This is a genomic window from Citrobacter freundii ATCC 8090 = MTCC 1658 = NBRC 12681 (genome assembly GCF_011064845.1).
Lineage (GTDB): Bacteria > Pseudomonadota > Gammaproteobacteria > Enterobacterales > Enterobacteriaceae > Citrobacter > Citrobacter freundii.
Genome location: NZ_CP049015.1, coordinates 2,489,031 through 2,506,991, shown reverse-complemented (window position 1 = coordinate 2,506,991; position 17,961 = coordinate 2,489,031). Strand labels below are relative to the sequence as shown.

Sequence of the window (17,961 nt, the reverse complement as noted above, 5' to 3'; positions counted from 1 at the left end):
AGATTACCCCCCAGGTCAGAGTCTGTAGCGTAATGAGCGTTAGCTCACAACCTGATTAAATTTCCTTGCACCAGCAGGAACGCTTACAACACCCCGACTATTTTTAGAAAAGGACATATATTTACGGCAAGGCTGCCGCTCAATATTTTTTCGACAGGAGTAAGACGTTATGAGCAAGCAACTTGCCCTCAGTAGCCTGTGTGCCTTCAGCATGACGCTGATGACTGCGCAGGCAGCCGAACCCCCCACATCATTAGATAAACCGGAAGGCCGCCTGGATATTATTGCCTGGCCGGGTTATATCGAACGTGGGCAAACCGATAAACAATATGACTGGGTCTCGCAGTTTGAGAAAGATACCGGCTGTGCGGTCAATGTAAAAACGGCGGCCACCTCTGATGAGATGGTCAGCCTGATGGCTAAAGGCGGTTACGACCTGGTAACCGCTTCTGGTGATGCCTCACTGCGCCTGATAATGGGAAAACGCGTTCAGCCGATTAATACTGCGCTGATCCCTAACTGGAAAACCCTTGATCCGCGAGTAGTAAAAGGGGAGTGGTTTAACGTTGGCGGTAAAGTTTACGGTACGCCATACCAGTGGGGACCAAACCTGCTGATGTATAACACCAAAACCTTCCCAACGCCGCCGGACAGCTGGAACGTGGTATTCGTTGAACAAAATCTGCCTGACGGGAAAAGCAATAAAGGTCGCGTTCAGGCTTACGATGGCCCGATCTATATTGCCGACGCCGCATTATTCGTTAAAGCCACCCAGCCGCAGTTGGGTATTACCGACCCCTATCAGCTCACTGAAAAACAGTATCAGGCGGTGATCAAAGTCCTGAGCGATCAGCACGCGTTGATCCATCGCTATTGGCACGATACCACCGTGCAAATGAGCGATTTCAAAAACGAAGGCGTAGTGGCGTCAAGCGCCTGGCCTTATCAGGCTAACGCCTTGAAAGGCGAAGGTCAGCCAATTGCCACGGTCTTCCCAAAAGAGGGGGTTACCGGATGGGCTGATACCACCATGCTGCACAGTGAAGCGAAACACCCGGTTTGCGCTTACAAATGGATGAACTGGTCATTAACCCCGAAAGTACAGGGCGACGTAGCCGCCTGGTTTGGTTCTCTGCCAGTGGTGCCTGAAGGTTGTAAAGCCAGCCCGTTACTGGGTGAAAAAGGCTGTGAAACCAACGGCTATAGCTATTTCGACAAAATTGCCTTCTGGAAAACGCCGATTGCCGAAGGTGGAAAATTCGTTCCTTACAGTCGCTGGACGCAGGATTACATCGCCATTATGGGTGGTCGTTAATTCCGCTGGGGGTTTTATGACGTACGCAGTGGAGTTTCATAACGTCTCGCGTTTGTATGGGGATGTTCGTGCAGTGGATGGGGTGAGTATTGCGATTAACGACGGTGAGTTTTTCTCTATGCTGGGGCCATCCGGCTCCGGCAAGACCACCTGTCTGCGCCTGATTGCCGGGTTTGAGCAACTGTCAGGCGGCGCGATCACTATTTTTGGTAAACAGGCCAGCGAATTGCCGCCCTGGGAACGGGACGTCAATACGGTATTTCAGGATTACGCGTTATTCCCGCACATGTCGATCCTCGACAACGTCGCCTATGGGCTGATGGTTAAAGGCATTGATAAAAAACAACGCCACGCGAAAGCACGTGAAGCACTGGATAAGGTCGCACTCGGTTTTGTTTATGAACGTAAACCGTCGCAGCTTTCCGGTGGGCAACGTCAGCGTGTGGCGATTGCCCGGGCGCTGGTCAATGAACCGCGCGTCCTGCTGTTGGATGAACCGCTCGGGGCATTGGATCTCAAACTGCGTGAGCAGATGCAGTTGGAGCTGAAAAAATTACAGCAATCCCTTGGCATCACCTTCATCTTTGTCACCCACGATCAGGGTGAAGCCCTGTCGATGTCCGATCGGGTGGCGGTGTTTAATAACGGTCGCATCGAACAGGTGGATTCTCCGCGTGAACTGTACATGCGTCCGCGGACGCCGTTTGTGGCAAGTTTCGTCGGAACGTCAAATGTCTTTGATGCGACGATGTCGGCGAACGTTTGTGGGCTACAGGGTATGTTCTCCCTACGTCCCGAACACATTCGCTTGAATGATGCCGGAGGAGAAGTCCAGGCCCGGGGTGTTATTCAGGCGGTGCAGTATCAGGGGGCGGCGACGCGGTTTGAACTGAAACTCGCCGGAGGGGAAAAACTGCTGGTTAGCCAGGCGAACCTGACGGGAGAAATGCTACCGTCTACGTTGTCGCCGGGTCAGCAGGTGATGGCATCGTGGTCCCGCGACGTGATGGTCCCGCTGGTTGAGGAGAGGTGAATGGCTATGAACGTCTTACATTCGCCTCCACAGTCGACAAGCCTGAACCGGATCTCAGGTTACTTCTGGCGTAATCCGGGGATAGGGCTGTTTTTGCTGCTCCTTGGACCACTGATGTGGTTTGGCATTGTCTACTTCGGCTCATTACTGACGCTGTTGTGGCAAGGTTTTTATACCTTCGACGATTTCACTATGTCGGTCACGCCGGACCTGACGCTGGCGAATTTGCAGGCGCTGTTTAATCCTGCTAACTACGACATCATTTTGCGTACCCTGACGATGGCGGTGGCGGTCACCATTGCCAGCGCGATTCTGGCGTTTCCGATGGCGTGGTATATGGCGCGCTATACCAGCGGCAAAATGAAAGCCTTTTTTTACATTGCCGTAATGTTGCCAATGTGGGCCAGCTACATCGTTAAAGCCTATGCGTGGACGCTGCTGTTAGCTAAAGACGGTGTGGCGCAGTGGTTTTTAACCCATCTTGGGCTGGAGCCGTTACTGCTTTCGTTCCTGACGCTGCCTGCGGTAGGCGGCAATACGTTGTCGACTTCAGGTTTAGGGCGCTTTCTGGTGTTCGTCTACATCTGGCTGCCGTTTATGATCCTGCCGGTACAGGCCGCGCTGGAGAGACTTCCGCCGTCACTGTTACAGGCCTCCGCTGATTTGGGCGCGCGTCCGCGTCAAACCTTCCGCTATGTGGTCCTTCCGCTGGCAATACCCGGTATCGCTGCGGGATCTATCTTTACCTTCTCTCTGACGTTGGGCGACTTTATCGTGCCACAGTTGGTGGGACCACCAGGCTATTTCATCGGCAACATGGTGTATTCGCAACAAGGGGCGATCGGCAATATGCCGATGGCGGCGGCATTTACTCTGGTGCCGATTGTGTTAATCGCACTGTATCTGGCGTTCGTGAAGCGTCTGGGAGCTTTCGATGCACTCTGAACGCGCGCCCTGGTTACTCAAACTGGCGGCATGGGGCGGGGTTATTTTCCTGCACTTTCCCATCCTCATCATCGCCACCTATGCTTTTAATACTGAGGAGGCTGCTTTTAGTTTTCCACCGCAGGGATTAACGCTGAAGTGGTTTAGCGTTGCGGCGCAGCGTAGCGATATCCTGGAGTCTGTGACGTTGTCACTTAAGATCGCTGCGTTGTCGACCGCTATTGCCCTTGTTCTGGGGACTCTGGCCGCGGCCGCGCTGTGGCGTAGGGACTTTTTTGGCAAAAGTGCAATATCGCTGTTGCTATTGTTGCCGATCGCGCTGCCGGGCATTATTACCGGCCTTGCGCTGTTGACGGCGTTTAAAACCATCAACCTGGAACCGGGTTTTCTCACGATCGTAGTGGGCCATGCGACGTTTTGCGTGGTGGTGGTGTTTAACAACGTTGTGGCGCGTTTTCGCCGTACCTCATGGAGTCTGGTTGAAGCGTCTATGGATCTTGGCGCCAACGGCTGGCAAACCTTTCGTTACGTCGTGCTGCCCAATCTGGCATCGGCACTACTGGCGGGCGGGATGCTGGCGTTTGCCTTGTCGTTTGATGAAATCATCGTGACAACGTTCACCGCCGGACATGAAAGAACACTTCCGCTGTGGCTGCTTAATCAACTGGGCCGTCCACGGGATGTGCCGGTCACCAACGTTGTGGCATTGCTGGTAATGCTGGTGACAACACTGCCAATTTTAGGGGCCTGGTGGCTAACGCGTGAAGGCGACACTCTCGCCGGAAACGGTAAATAAACGACGATATGGGAAATTGCTATGCAACATCAATTACTGATTAATGGCGAGCTGGTCAACGGTGAAGGTGAAAAGCAGCCAGTCTATAACCCTGCCACTGGTGAACTCATTCTGGAGATTGCTGAGGCGTCAGCCATGCAGGTTGATGCCGCGGTGCGTGCGGCAGACACCGCGTTTGCCACCTGGGGGCAAACCACGCCGAAAGTCCGCTCTGAACTGCTGCTGAAACTGGCGGACGTTATTGCCGATAACGCGCAAACCTTCGCTGAGCTGGAGTCACTTAACTGCGGTAAGCCACTGCACTGTGTCCTCAACGATGAAATTCCAGCTATTGTCGACGTTTTTCGCTTCTTTGCCGGGGCTGCACGAACTCTGCAAGGACAGGCGGCCGGAGAGTATCTGGAAGGACATACGTCGATGATTCGCCGTGATCCGCTCGGCGTGGTGGCCTCTATTGCACCGTGGAACTATCCGCTGATGATGGCGGCGTGGAAGCTGGCTCCGGCGTTGGCAGCGGGAAACTGTGTGGTAATTAAACCATCAGAAATTACCCCGCTGACGGCGCTTAAATTGGCCGAATTTGCCAAAGATATTTACCCGGCTGGCGTTATCAACGTCCTGTTTGGTCGCGGTAAAACGGTGGGCGATCCGCTGACCGGCCATGAAAAAGTCCGCATGGTTTCTCTGACTGGCTCCATTGCAACCGGTGAACACATTATTCAGCACACCGCGCCGTCAATTAAGCGCACACATATGGAACTGGGCGGCAAAGCTCCGGTGATCATTTTTGATGATGCCGATCTGGATGCGGTAGTGAGCGGCGTGCGGACCTTTGGTTATTACAATGCCGGGCAAGACTGTACCGCCGCTTGTCGAATCTATGCCCAAAAAGGCATTTATGACGCGTTGGTTGAGAAACTCGGCGCCGCGGTTGCCAGCCTGAAAATTGGTGCGCCGAACGACGAATCGACGGAACTGGGACCGGTAAGTTCGCAGGCACATCTTGATCGCGTGACTAAAGCTGTCGATGAGGCCAAAGCCCTGGGGCATATCAAAGTTATCACCGGCGGCAAGAAAGTGGATGGCGCAGGCTACTACTTTGCCCCAACGCTGCTGGCCGGGGCGAAGCAAGAAGATGCCATCGTGCAGCGGGAAGTTTTCGGCCCGGTGGTCAGCGTGACCGTATTTGATGATGAAGACCAGGTACTGGCGTGGGCAAACGATTCGAAATACGGACTGGCATCTTCCGTCTGGACCCGGGATGTTGGGCGTGCGCATCGCTTTAGCGCTCGCCTGCAATATGGTTGCACTTGGGTCAATACCCATTTCACGCTGGTTAGCGAGATGCCGCACGGTGGACAAAAACAGTCTGGGTATGGCAAGGATATGTCGGTTTATGGGCTGGAAGATTACACGATTGTTCGCCATGTTATGATCAAGCATGAGTAATCTTTTAAGCGCGAGCGGTAAATGGGGCACGGATAGCTAAATATCGGCAAACGTGTGTCTATACTATTCGCGCCACTGGCCTCGTCGCCATCGGACGGCGGTAAGTTGGAAATATCCGCGAGGTCAGGCTAATTGATAAAATAAAGCCCCAGCATATTGCCGGGGCTTTGTGCTTTCAGGAGCGCCATCGGGTTTATCTGCGGCCCAGGCTGCAAAGCCAGGCGAGTAGGGCACAGACGCTCAGAACTAGCCCCAGTTGTTGCACCATGCCTGCAAATCCCAGCATCATTCCCAGCAACAGGTAATAGCTTAATCCAAACAATGCCCCCGCGGCTCCGGCCTGTTCACGATAATGACGCAGCGCCTGACTCAGCACATTGGGAATGGCGATACCATAGGCAATCACCACGCCGAACACCGGAATCAGGATCCACGCAGAGTGCTGTAAGCACCACGCTACGAGACCTGACAACGCTGCCAGCGCACAGGCATAACGTACCAGTTGTTCCGGCGTCAGACCTGTCGTTAACAGTCTTTGGTTCAGCAGGCTACCCGACAGAGAAGCAAACGCAAGTAGCAACCCCGTCAAGCCAAAGGCTCTGGAGCTCCATCCCAATTGCCCAAAAAGAAACGGCGCCAGGCTGTAATAGCTAAACAGCATGGTGTTCAGTAGAGCAACCAGTATGGCGTTTTTCCACAGCTCATAGTCACGCGCCATGCGGGAGAGTAGCGCAGCAAGCCTTGGTCTGAGCGTATGTTCGGGCCGGGTTTCTGGCAGCATGGTCACGGTCAGCATCAGCAGTAGCAGCGCCAGCAGCACAAGGGCAATAAATACCCCGGTATGACCATACAAACTGACCAACCATCCTCCGCTTAGCAGACCGAAAACCGGACTCAATGCCAACGCGGCACCCATCACAGAAAAGACGCGGGATAGCGCAGTTGATTCATAGCTGTCCCTTAGCATGGTCTGTACCACTACAGATCCGGCAGCAGCTCCAATGGCCGAGACCATCCGTGCCAGCAGCAGAACGCTGAAATCAGTGGCAACAACGGCCATGAGGGAACCCGTGGCGTAGCACAGGAGTCCAGCCATCATCGCCCGGCGTCGCCCGATGCAGTCGCTCAGCCATCCCCACATCGCCACGCCGACGGCGAAGGCAACAAAATAAACGGAGAGTGTTTGAGCCGCGCGCTCACTGCTGACGTGATAAGACGTCGCAATACCTGGCAATGCCGGGCTGTAAATGGTTTCCACCAGTTGTGGAAACATAATCAGGAGTGTGAGAAGCCACAGCGGCGGTCGATGAAATGTGTTCATAGCAATATCCAGAGAAACAGAAAACAGGTGGGCATTATTGCTGAAAGGAAAATGTCGCATTACCATTATCAGGACTATAAATGTCAGATATCGGACAGAAGATGAAAATTGCCCCGGATGATGCTTTTGATGCGGACAGCTTTGATAAACCGGTAATCGGGATTGCTTCCGAGATGGGCGTACACGATTCAAGACGGCACAGCCATCTTCGTCATCAGCTACTTTATTCGGCAGCGGGAAGCATTACGATTGAGCTGGAACAGGCGTTGTGTCTGCTACCGCCACGTCGTGCGGTCTGGATCCCAGCCGGTACGGTACATCGCGCCATAATGCGCGGCGTGATGGCTTATCGTTCTTTGTACTTCTCAACCACGTTGCCGTTATCTGATTTACCGCTGCAGATAGTCGACGTTAACCCTCTCTTTTTTGAGGTGATAGAACGTATGTCTTTCTGGTCATGGGAGATGCCTGCCGCGCAGCAGACCAGTCTCATCACCGTATTTTGTGAGGAAATGCGTGCCGCCCACAGTGAAAACTGGACATTGCAGTATCCCTCAGATCCGCGGCTTAACGTGTGGCTTGAAGGATTACGCATGGGCGAACTGCCACCACGACTGAATCAATTGTCCCGACAGGTTGGGGCATGCGAAAGGACAATAGGTCGAATATTTATCAGGGATACCGGGATGAATTATCAGGACTGGCGGCAGCAATTTAGGCTGTTAAAAGCCATGGAGATGTTGGCTGACGGATGCCATATCAGCCAGGTCGCGCAATATCTGGAGTTTGTCAGCGACAGTGCTTTTATTGCTTTCTTCCATCAGCATACCGGCACAACACCAGGCCGTTATTCGGGCAATATAATGCCGCAGAAGGATTAGGGGTATTACATACTAAGGATAATTTACCCGGCAGTGCGAGAATGGGAAAATAGTTTACTAATGGCAGAGAGAAGTCCCTCTCTGCCAACGGACGCTGCAATTAATCAAACAAGAACCACATCAAGCAAACCAGCCGAACCTTGCGGAAATCAGACTGAAAAGTCCTACAGCAGCAAATATATTTATCAGCACCACCGTTTTACTGGAAACATTCATTTGTGCCACCTTTCGTTTTAACCCATATGGGTATAGTACGGGTTATAACTATCCGCAATAGTACGAATTCTGAACATAATGAAAATGGGTTGTTTTACAGCCACTTTTCTTAAATTAATTAATAAAACTTGATGTGGGTCATGAAAAAGAGCATATTGCGCGCGATTTCACCTTTCGGCCCGGATGCCTTACATGTCTCTGTACCAAAAAATGTTGGTTTTTTATGCGGTGATGGCCGTTATCACGGCAATCATCACCTGGTTTCTTTCCCGCGATAAAAAGCGAATTCGCTTTCTCAGCGCGGTATTAGTCGGTGCGACCTGGCCGATGAGTTTTCCCGTCGCGTTAATGTTCTCTCTCTTCTGATGACGGCGTAAACGCCGCTTCAGGCGGAAAGCAGGGCATCCAATCGCTTTTTGTCGACTTCGCTGACATCCTGTGGATGCTGATACCCCACGTTCTCATTCGCACGGGTATACAAAGCGACCAGCCAGTCGTATACGTAGCGGCTTGCGCCGTGCGAAGGTTGTTCATCCAGCTTCGTCAGGCGTAACATCGGCTGTTGCTTCGGCGCGCTAAAAATAGCCGTTCCTTTCTGGATCCTGCTGGCAGGGCGTTGCTCCTCTGCAACGTCGGCAAATCCAAGCCAAGTAATAAAATCACCGATATCGGCGTATAGCTGCGCGGCACAGACGTTTTCGCGCTGCATAATGCGCTGTAAGCGTTGCGGCATCTCCAGGCGATAGCTGGTGGTGACGAGGATGTCAGCAACCTGCCTTAACGTACGGGGATCGAGTCGTAAACGGCGGGCATTATTTTCATCGCGACACCACTGGCGCACGTGGTTAATCCACATTTTGTGTGCCTGATATCCGGTCTCCTGGCTTTCCGGTGAGTGCATTGTGTCACGCACTTCGGCAAACAGGTCAATCTCTTCATTAAATAAACCACTTACCTGCTCCTCGCGCGGTTGCTGAATACGCAGCAGCGACTCAAAAATGCGCATCGGCGGGAGCAAACCATCCAGCAGTTCGCCATGCTTTGCCGCCTGAGCCTGTAGCTGGCGGATCACTGACTCATTGCTTGCTGATTCGGTCTCAACGGGATTAATCCAGCCGATTAGGGTTTCGCGTACGCGCTGTTGGTGCTGTTCACGCAGGGAGGTCAGCCTGGCCTGGCGCTGCTGTGGTGAGGTTGCCTGAGTCAACCATTCGACGAGGCGTTGTAAGCTGTGTTTATCCAGCGCCTGCAGCGTGCCCCAGTGCAGTCCGGGTTTGCCCATTAATTGCTGCACGGATTCGTCAAGATTTTGCTGGGTACTAAAACGCGCATCCTGCGGGGTAATGGCCCAGACCACGCCTGGCAATGCGGCGTCGTGGACGGGTTGAGTATCGTTAACCCAGCCCAATAGCTTGCGGGTGATGGCGGGCGTCTGGGCGCGGGTAGAGACAGCGTTGCAGATTAAGAGCACATCCGGTTGCAGGTGCTGGCGATAATGTTCCAGCATCCAGCCTAATTTTGCCTGCCACAGTGGATGCGGATGAGTATCCGGGGCGAGGGGAATATCGAGCAGATCGACATTCTCCAGCACCGCGTCTTCAACCGTCAGGATCAGTTCGCGCGTGAGCAGCGCCAGTGACGACAAAGAAAGGCTAACTGCATTGAGCAACTGATGATTTTCAATCGGATGAACCACCACATCGCTTTGCGCCTCATTATTGCCTATTAATGCCACCTGGGTCAGGAAACTTTCGGCAGGTAAACCAAAATGATCAACCAGCAGACTCAGCGGGGCCGCTAATTCTTGCGCGTGTCCAGTTTGTTGAAACGTGTGCGCCAGCGTCAGCCACTGCTGCGTCAGCTCTGGTTGTTCTCCCCACAGTAGTGCCCAGGCGTTTGCCCGGGTAGTCAGATCCAGTGCGGGCAGCAACGTGGCAAACTGGTGCCATAGCGCATCGTCAATTTGCTGCTGGTTTGCCGGTACGCAGGAGCGCCAGAAACGACCGATTGCCGCAACATCATGTGCGGTAATGCCCGGCACAGGGTGACGCTGACGCAGCGTTTGCCATTTTTCCAGGCGCGCCTCAATAATCGATTTCTCGACCTGCCGGTTATCCGGGAGAGCGCTGAACTGGGCGATAAATAGCTGTACCAGTTCCGCTTCACTGAGTAACCGCAGACGCAACGGCCATTCGCTATCATGCGGATTTTCATCGCGCGTAAAGCGGATCGCCATATTGGTTGGCGCATGGCCAGGATTAATATGCGAGAAATAATCAAAGCTGCGATCCGGGGTAACAATATTCACTTTGCCAGTGGCATTGCTGCACAATGCCGCAAGCAGATGTGCTTTTGCCGATTGTGAATGTCCGTATAACCCTATACATCCTTGCGATGAAAAGGTTGTCTCTAGCGCAGATTCACTCACTGCGGCTAGCGTAAGCTGTGCCAGCAGGGCATCCGCTTCATCATCAAGACGCGCCGCACGTTGACGGGTATCTACCACCCACTCGATGGCGGCCTGCGCGGTATTTAACATCTTACTCATTTCAGGTACACGCTCCCGCTATCGATCCAGTAATGGCTTCCGCTATGGCGACGGTCTGCCAGCGTATTCAGTTTTAACGTTAAGGCATTGGCGGCAACGGGGGTGCCATCCTGTAACCAGGCATCGCTCAGGACGAAGAATTCTGGGCCACTTTCTTTGCTGCCGCCGCGTAGCTGCAGCCGTACATTCAACACGCCATCTCCGGCGATGTTTTTTGCCAGTTCGGCGGAATTTATGCTGAGCGTATACAGCGGCGTGGCAGGCCAGCGGCTGTTTGCCAGTTGCCGGAATCCTAACGTCACGTTGCCACGTAACGGGAAGTGCAACCGGGCATCCAGCTTCGCACCGGGTTTATCCAGATCAATATCGTGATACCAGATGTTCTCATCGCGCAGGGTATTGACCGTGTTATCCAGTACGCCAAGATAACGTACGGTCGAGTAAGCGCCGATATCGGTAGCTTTAAAGTTAAAACGCGGCAAACGCAAATCTAGTGCCAGGCTACACAGCATGGCGCCGACTGCCGCGGTGGATTTGGGATTACCAATCCGCCCTTGTTGGCTGAACGGATACCACTCATGCACGCGGTAGTTATCCATCCAGATCATACGGTTAACCGGAACAGGTTGCAGATGGCGGATCAACGCCTGCACGCCCGGTAAACAGGCGGGCCTGCCGGTCACTAATAAAATATCGCAGCGATAATGTGAAATAGCCTCACAAACCGCGTGCAGCGGGGAAGTCAGGGTAAATTGCCCCGCTAACAGAGCTTCTTGTAACTGCCTGAACTGTACCTGCAACGGCACGCTCAGAACATCAAATGCTGGCGAACCTGCTGGCAACGCATGGTCGATAGCCTGCTGGATGTAGTTCATCACGTTGCGCGTTGGTCGTTGGCTCAGGAGTTCTCCGAATGTGGCATGCAGACCAGCGACCGGATCGTTAATATCGCTTTGTTCCCAGGCACTGAGTACCGCATGACCGAGTGGCATAAAGAGCTGCAATGCCGTTTGTTGACGCAAAATCGCCTGGGTATCGATACGACCGGAATCGCCAAACAGCGTGGCCAGCAATGCAGCGGCATCGGTCACGCCAGCTTGTTGTAAGCGGGTTTGCAGCGCAGGCAACACGCAACGCTGAATCACGTCCAGAAGCATGTCATCGCCTGCCACCTTAAAACCCTCACGGAACAGCAAATGCGGGGTAATTTTAACGTTCGCGCCGACGCCGTCATCAAGCTGATAATGGACGACGGCCATATCCGTTGTCCCGCCGCCAATGTCGATCGATGCCACGCGCAGCGCCCGACCTTTAGTCTCACCGGGTTCCGGCAAACGGTCCGGGCGGGCAAGGGCGTTAAAGAATGATTCGGTGTGGCCATCGTAGTGAGAGATAGCCTCGTTATACAGCCACACCAGTTGCCCGCAGCTGGCTTCATCCCATTCCATCTGAATTTCAGGTACGGGAACCACACTCTTTTCCTGCTGTTTACGGGTAGTGAAGTCTTCATCCTGCGGGTGCCAGCCCATTGCTTTCCAGACCAGGGCAATAGCTTCAAACATGCGCAGGCGGAAAATCTCGCGCTCCTGTTTGGGCATCGCCGACGGTAGGGTCAGGATCAGCGTCCGTAACTGACGAGGAGATGCCGGGAATCCGAGGCGCAACCGCGTCGCTACGCTGTTAATTTGCCCCAGCGCTTGGGCCAGTATTTCGCATAACATATGCGTCATCAGCGTGCTGCGGCTGTATTGCGGTGAGAATACCGGCAGACGATCGTCCTGCGGCAGGCTGAACAGCGGTTGCCCGTCATCGTTCATCAGGTTCATCAGCGGGAAGGCGGTAGCCAGCGGCTCGCGCTGGGTTTTGCCATTCATCTGGCTAAAGCGCCAGTCATGTAACACCGGCGTTTCATCCCACAGATAACGGCGCGGGCTGGAGATCCCACTATTGCCCTCGGTGCCCATACGCTGCATCGCCAGCTTACGGGCTTCATCACCCACACGCACAATCGACGGCCAGATAAAGGCGTCATCACGTCCGCTCTCAACGGAAAAATGCTGCTTACCAAAGCGCGCTTCGGAAAACTCCAGCCGGCTGGTGAACAGCGGATCGTTGAGGAACTGCGGCTCGCTTAACGAACGGACCTGCAATTCAGCGGTCTGACGCAGCCCGTCATTGGCATCCCCGTGATCTTCAATCAGGACGCCACAGGTATGGGTATTACCGATATCTAAAATAAGATCGACGGGAATAGCGGGTGTGCTAAGGGTATGCGTAACCAGTTTCACTTCCGGGACAGAAAGCTGCTCGCCTAACAGAGTCAGCACATTCAGCCAGTGCGCCTGGTATTCAAAGTTACGCAGCGCCAGTTGGATCTCTTGTTCTGAGCGATTCTCATGTTGGGTGACATGGTGCATAAAAGATTCGCGCAACCAGCCGTCAATCCAGGTCTGGTCAAGGAAATCAGCAATTTCATTGTCATGCCAGGCCAGCGCGAATCGTGTCCCGTTGAGCAGGTCGTTCTCATTAGGCGTTAACGCTGCCGGGGCATTTTCAGTGAGCTGGCTATCCAGCGCCACGGTAACGCGGTGGGTGTTGCCTGCGCTGTCGGGTTGCGCCAGTTTTCGTACCTGCACGCGCGCCCAGTTATCCGGGCCTTCAACAAACGTGCGCGGTGGGTTAAAGCGCAGAAACGGCAGCGGCAGCCAGACACCGTCGAGGACATCCAGCGAATAATGCAGCGTCTGGGTACTTTCCGGCTTCACCACTTCGGGCTGACCGCCAGTGCTGCCAGGCAAGGTATAGCGACCCGTTGCCAGATCGAAATCCAGCCGTAGCAGGGGACCGTTTGCCGTTTTGCGCACAAAGCGGCCATGGTGTGCAGATTCCTGCGGCGTCAGGCCAAAATCCAGGAATTGAACACCGCTATTGGCGATGAGCGTCACGCTCTGCTTGTAATCACACAGATTCACCAACATAGAATCAGGCACCTATCTTTTTGATTGTCAGAGGGATTTCCGCGTGATCGTCATAACGCGCGGTACAGGCGGCGACGTCGTTGGTTCCCGCTTTGCAGGTAATTTCAGGCATCGGATAACGTGACCCGTCTGTACAACGAGCATTGCCGCGACTCTTAATCATTAATTCACCCGACTGGTGCAAACCGGAGAAAATCTCGGCACGACAAACAATATTGTCACCATGAACTACGCGAGCAGTGCCTTTATTGGCCTGGATCTGATAGCGCAGCGACGGCGCTTTGCCGCTCACCGGATCTTTAACATCGACCAGGACGCGCCAGTTACCATTGAGGAAACGCGTCGTTCCTGCCTTCATCTGATTGGCATCCATCACCAGCGCATCTTTTGGAATCGCGGCGATCACCACCGGTCCTTCTACAGGTTTCTCTTTCTTCGCAGCTGGAGTCACTTCAGCACGATGCAAAGGCAGAGCAGATGCCAGTGCTGGCAGCGGTGCCATATCAATCTTAGCGACTTCAACAGCGGAGGCTTCGGGTACGGGCTGGGTGGTCTGTTGCTTCCACAGCAGCGGCCCAACGATGGCGGCAATGATGACTGCGGCAACGGGCAGGCTCCACAGCGGCAGGCGGCGCGCAGGTTTCTCTTGTGCCAGCGGCGGTGTAACCTCTGGTTCGTTAACTATAACCGGTGGCTGTGGTTCAGGTTCAGGTTCAGCCGGTTTAGCCAGCTCGACGACTGGCGTCAATAAAGGCGCATCAGCCTCGGCGAAGGTGATTTCCGGGGGGATTTCTTCTTCCTGTTCCGGCTCTGCTACGGTAACGACAGGAGGAATATCGGCAAGTCGCAGGCAATCGAGCACATCGTCGCGGGGATTTTCATTCAGATTGACGAAGCCCCAGAACGTAATAACGGGTTTGCCATCAACCAGAAACACGTGGTTTTCACCGGGAAACTGGATGGCTTTTTCGAGCAGAGAGCCAAACAGCTGTAGGGAGGTTTTTCCCGACTGCAGGCTTTTACGGCTCAGAGCCGCCGCATTTTCCAGCGTGCTTCCCAGATAGCGCAGCGCACGAAAACGTGCTTCTTCATCAGCGGCTTTCCACGCCACGGCTTTCCCTTCTATCGGGGAATACCAGTCAACCCGATCGCCGTTGTCGTTAATTTGTGGGATCGCCAAACAATCCACCATCGCCTGCTGTTTACGCAGACGAAGCGTTTCACGAATTTGCAATGCTGAATCAAACACGGCCTGACCACCGCCGCCCACGGCCTGATAGTCATCCAAATTGCCGCTGCGCAAGAGAGTTTTTGCCACGTTGTTACCCCTTAGACTTCTTCACGTATCTACTTTACGTTTTATAAAAACGAGCAAACGGAGAAAGAGAGGCAAAAAGGGGCTAATTTTCATGGCATAGAGTGCCGGGAAAAATCTTGACGTTTTGAAAAAGACTTAAGGGAAATTAATTCGCTTAGGGTGATGAATTATTCAGCGAAATACACCTGATTAGAATAACCTGATAGTGATTTGTTATTGGTCAGTTTTTGTCAGCTATGCTCTGATATCTCGGTTAATAATAAAATAAGAAGGCTTATAACCATGATTGCAAGGAAAACGTTACTCGCGCTGGCTCTCAGCACCGTCATACCGTCAGGCGTTGCGTTCGCGGCCAATACTGACACCATCATCTATTGTTCTGAAGCATCGCCGGAGTCATTTAACCCGCAAATTGCCAGTTCCGGTCCCTCATTTGTGGCCAGTTCACAAGTGCTCTACAACCGACTCATCAACTTTGATCCGGTAAAGAATACCCCGGTACCATCTCTGGCAACGGACTGGACGATTTCTCCGGACGGAAAGACTTACACCTTTACCCTGCGTCAAGGCGTGAAATTCAACAGTAATAAATTCTTTAAACCGACCCGCGACTTCAACGCTGACGACGTGATTTTCTCGGTATTACGGCAGAAGGATGCCGATCATCCGTATCACAAGGTTTCTCAGGGAAGCTATGAATACTTTAACGATGTCGGTCTGGATAAACTGATTAAAGAAGTTAAGAAGCTCGATGATTATCACGTTCAGTTTGTCCTGAATGAACCTAACGCTGCGTTTCTTGCCGACTGGGGAATGGATTTTGCCTCGATTCTCTCTGCGGAATATGCCGACGCGATGCTGAAAAAAGGTACACCGGAAAACGTCGACAACTGGCCTATTGGCACCGGGCCTTACGTGCTGCAGCAGTACAAGCAGGACTCGCAAATCCGCTATCTTGCCAACCCTAACTACTGGGATGGCGCCGTTCCAACGAAACACCTGATCTTCTCAATCACGCCAAACGTCCAGACGCGGCTGGCAAAACTGCAAACCAATGAATGCCAAATAATCCCAGCACCTGCGCCCGTACAGTTTGACGAGATTAAAAAGAATAAAGATTTGACGCTGCATTCGGTTGACGCGCTGAACGTTGGATATCTGGCGTTTAATACCGAGAAAAAACCGTTTGATAACGTACTGGTGCGTCAGGCTTTGAACTACGCAACGGACAAAAAGGCCATTATTAACGCTGTCTTTTTAGGTTCTGGTACGGTGGCAAAATCACCGATTCCGCCGAATATGCTGGGGTTCAATAAAGATCTGCAGGATTACGCTTACGACCCGCAAAAAGCGAAAGACCTACTGAAGCAGGCTGGGCTGGAAAATGGCTTTGAAGCGACGCTGTGGTCAATGCCGGTCCAGCGCCCATACAACCCGAACTCCCGACGGATTGCCGAGATGATCCAGAGCGACTGGGCAAAGGTGGGCGTGAAGGCGAAAATTGTATCGTACGAGTGGGGTGAATATCTCTCCGGAATGCGTAAAGGTGAGCATGACACCGCGTTGTTTGGTTGGATGTCAGACAACGGCGATCCGGATAACTTCGCGGATGTGCTGCTGGGCTGCGACAGCATAAAAACCGGATCTAACGCCGCGCGCTGGTGCGATAAAGAGTATAATTCGCTGGTTGAAAAGGCGAAACTGGTGAGCAAACCGGAAGAGCGCGCCGCGCTTTACCAGCAGTCACAAGAGATTTTCTACCAGCAGGCTCCTTGGATAGCCCTGGCAAACGGTAAAACGTTCTACGCTACGCGTAGCAACGTCAGCGGATACAGCGTTAGCCTGATGGGCAGTGATTTTTCAAAAGCAAAATTAAATTAATGAGTTAAGGAGAGGTTATGTCGCATCTGGATGAGGTCAGCGCACGTGTTGACGCCGCCATTGAGGAGAGCGTCATTACGCATATGAATGAATTGCTGATTGAGCTCAGCGATGATGTCGCGTTGAGCCGGGAAGACCGCTATACCCAGCAACAGCGTTTGCGTACGGCTATCGCCCATCATGGCCGTCAGCATAAAGAAGATATGGAAGCCCGTCGCGAACAGTTGACCAAAGGCGGCACTATTCTTTGATATTTCCTCGCCGGATCTTATCCGGCCTACAGGCGCGTTCTGTAGGTCGGATAAGCGCAATTAAAACGAACGTCTCGCCACCAGCCATGCCCCGATCACCAACATTACCGCGCCACAGATTGGGCCCACTAGCGCCCGTAGCGGCACGCCGTGACTGCGCAGAATATCCAGTATCAGTCCCCCGATAAGCTGGCTGGCAACCAGCACCGCAATCGTCGTGGCAGCGCCTACATTTTGATATCCACTAATGCTGGCGAAAACAAAGAACGATCCCAACAAGCCGGGGATGAGTGTCCACCAGCGTATGCTGGAAACCAATTCACCAAACCCTGCTAAACCTTGCTTAAACCACAATATGCTGACAAACAGCACGATCCCGACCAGCGAGTTAAGTAACATGGCGATAAGGATCGTCGAGGACGTCTGCGTGATGCGTACCATCAAGGTATTTTGCACCACCAGACCAATACCAGCGGCAATCAGAAAGGAGAGGGTCAGCGTCTGGTTCATCTAAGGGCATCCGGTTCACGACGATCGTCTAACTGCAACTGCATGAAAGTCAGATCCAGCCACCGCCCAAATTTGGTTCCAACCTGTGGCATTTGCGCGGTGGTTTTAAAGCCCAGCAAGCTGTGCAGATGCAGTGATGCCTGATTCTGAGACTCAATCCCTGCCACCATTACATGCTTGCCGCATGCGCGGGCTTCGTCTATCAGTCTGCTGAGTAGTGCTCGTCCGAGTCCTTTTCCCTGATGTTCTGGATGGACATACACCGAATGTTCAACGGTATGACGGAAGCCATCAAAGTTACGCCAGTCGCCAAAGGAGGCGTATCCCGTAACCACGCCATTCTCTTCACTCACCAGTACCGGATACCCCATCAATTGTCGGGATTCATACCAGGAAATACGGTTTTCGGCATCGACCGTTTGATCATTCCAGATAGCCGCCGTATGCAGTACCGCATGGTTGTAGATTTCTGCAATGGCGGCGCAGTCTTCTTTGCTGGCAAATCGAATTGACATGTTG

At 53.1% G+C, this 17,961-nt stretch carries 16 protein-coding genes; 9 read left to right on the top strand and 7 right to left on the bottom strand.

From position 1 onward, the window contains the following. Positions 1–169: 169 nt before the first annotated feature. From ydcS to patD, 5 genes are read left to right on the top strand one after another with little or no spacing between them, the layout of a single operon-like run. Positions 170–1,315, top strand: coding sequence for a putative ABC transporter substrate-binding protein YdcS (ydcS, locus tag G4551_RS12020; protein ID WP_003020212.1), 1,146 nt, complete (start codon positions 170–172; stop codon positions 1,313–1,315). A gap of 16 nt (positions 1,316–1,331) precedes the next feature. Continuing rightward, positions 1,332–2,348 (top strand): ABC transporter ATP-binding protein, encoded by a 1,017-nt coding sequence (locus tag G4551_RS12015; RefSeq protein ID WP_003020210.1) that lies wholly within the window; start codon positions 1,332–1,334, stop codon positions 2,346–2,348. Further along, entirely contained in the window at positions 2,349–3,293 is a 945-nt protein-coding gene (locus G4551_RS12010; protein ID WP_003836145.1) for an ABC transporter permease, read from the top strand. Continuing rightward, positions 3,283–4,089: an ABC transporter permease gene (locus G4551_RS12005; protein ID WP_003020204.1), complete on the top strand. Its 807-nt coding sequence runs from the start codon at positions 3,283–3,285 to the stop codon at positions 4,087–4,089. The genes G4551_RS12010 and G4551_RS12005 overlap by 11 nt, the downstream gene beginning before the upstream one ends. Positions 4,090–4,110: 21 nt before the next feature. Beyond that, complete coding sequence (patD, locus tag G4551_RS12000) at positions 4,111–5,538, top strand: aminobutyraldehyde dehydrogenase (protein WP_003836148.1); 1,428 nt, start codon at positions 4,111–4,113, stop codon at positions 5,536–5,538. Positions 5,539–5,731: 193 nt separating this feature from the next. Here the strand turns inward: patD and G4551_RS11995 are convergent, their stop codons facing one another. After that, entirely contained in the window at positions 5,732–6,859 is a 1,128-nt protein-coding gene (locus G4551_RS11995) for a multidrug effflux MFS transporter (RefSeq protein ID WP_032939100.1), read from the bottom strand. A 101-nt stretch (positions 6,860–6,960) separates the two neighbouring features. Here G4551_RS11995 and G4551_RS11990 point away from each other — a divergent pair, with 101 nt between their 5' ends. Then, the gene (locus tag G4551_RS11990) at positions 6,961–7,740 is read left to right on the top strand and encodes an AraC family transcriptional regulator (RefSeq protein WP_032941261.1); all 780 of its coding nucleotides are present in this window, start codon (positions 6,961–6,963) and stop codon (positions 7,738–7,740) included. 120 nt (positions 7,741–7,860) lie between these two features. On the opposite strand, the gene yncL is transcribed toward G4551_RS11990, so the two are convergent. Continuing rightward, positions 7,861–7,956: a stress response membrane protein YncL gene (gene yncL / locus G4551_RS11985; protein WP_071524268.1), complete on the bottom strand. Its 96-nt coding sequence runs from the start codon at positions 7,954–7,956 to the stop codon at positions 7,861–7,863. Positions 7,957–8,148: 192 nt separating this feature from the next. Here yncL and G4551_RS11980 point away from each other — a divergent pair, with 192 nt between their 5' ends. After that, positions 8,149–8,322: a GhoT/OrtT family toxin gene (locus G4551_RS11980; RefSeq protein ID WP_003020198.1), complete on the top strand. Its 174-nt coding sequence runs from the start codon at positions 8,149–8,151 to the stop codon at positions 8,320–8,322. A 19-nt stretch (positions 8,323–8,341) separates the two neighbouring features. Here G4551_RS11980 and G4551_RS11975 read toward each other — a convergent pair whose 3' ends face one another. From G4551_RS11975 to G4551_RS11965, 3 genes are read right to left on the bottom strand one after another with little or no spacing between them, the layout of a single operon-like run. Then, positions 8,342–10,504: a virulence factor SrfC family protein gene (locus tag G4551_RS11975; protein WP_003836154.1), complete on the bottom strand. Its 2,163-nt coding sequence runs from the start codon at positions 10,502–10,504 to the stop codon at positions 8,342–8,344. Then, entirely contained in the window at positions 10,501–13,482 is a 2,982-nt protein-coding gene (locus G4551_RS11970) for a virulence factor SrfB (RefSeq protein WP_003836157.1), read from the bottom strand. The genes G4551_RS11975 and G4551_RS11970 overlap by 4 nt, the downstream gene beginning before the upstream one ends. Positions 13,483–13,486: 4 nt before the next feature. Continuing rightward, positions 13,487–14,800, bottom strand: a complete 1,314-nt coding sequence (locus G4551_RS11965; RefSeq protein WP_003836158.1) for an SrfA family protein — start codon at positions 14,798–14,800, stop codon at positions 13,487–13,489. Between the two features lie 282 nt (positions 14,801–15,082). Here G4551_RS11965 and G4551_RS11960 point away from each other — a divergent pair, with 282 nt between their 5' ends. Beyond that, entirely contained in the window at positions 15,083–16,681 is a 1,599-nt protein-coding gene (locus G4551_RS11960; protein ID WP_003836160.1) for an ABC transporter substrate-binding protein, read from the top strand. Between the two features lie 17 nt (positions 16,682–16,698). Further along, complete coding sequence (locus G4551_RS11955; protein ID WP_003020183.1) at positions 16,699–16,932, top strand: YdcY family protein; 234 nt, start codon at positions 16,699–16,701, stop codon at positions 16,930–16,932. Between the two features lie 60 nt (positions 16,933–16,992). Here G4551_RS11955 and G4551_RS11950 read toward each other — a convergent pair whose 3' ends face one another. Next, the gene (locus G4551_RS11950) at positions 16,993–17,442 is read right to left on the bottom strand and encodes a DMT family transporter (protein ID WP_003836163.1); all 450 of its coding nucleotides are present in this window, start codon (positions 17,440–17,442) and stop codon (positions 16,993–16,995) included. Then, entirely contained in the window at positions 17,439–17,957 is a 519-nt protein-coding gene (locus G4551_RS11945; RefSeq protein WP_003836165.1) for a GNAT family N-acetyltransferase, read from the bottom strand. The genes G4551_RS11950 and G4551_RS11945 overlap by 4 nt, the downstream gene beginning before the upstream one ends. Between the last annotated feature and the right edge of the window lie 4 nt (positions 17,958–17,961).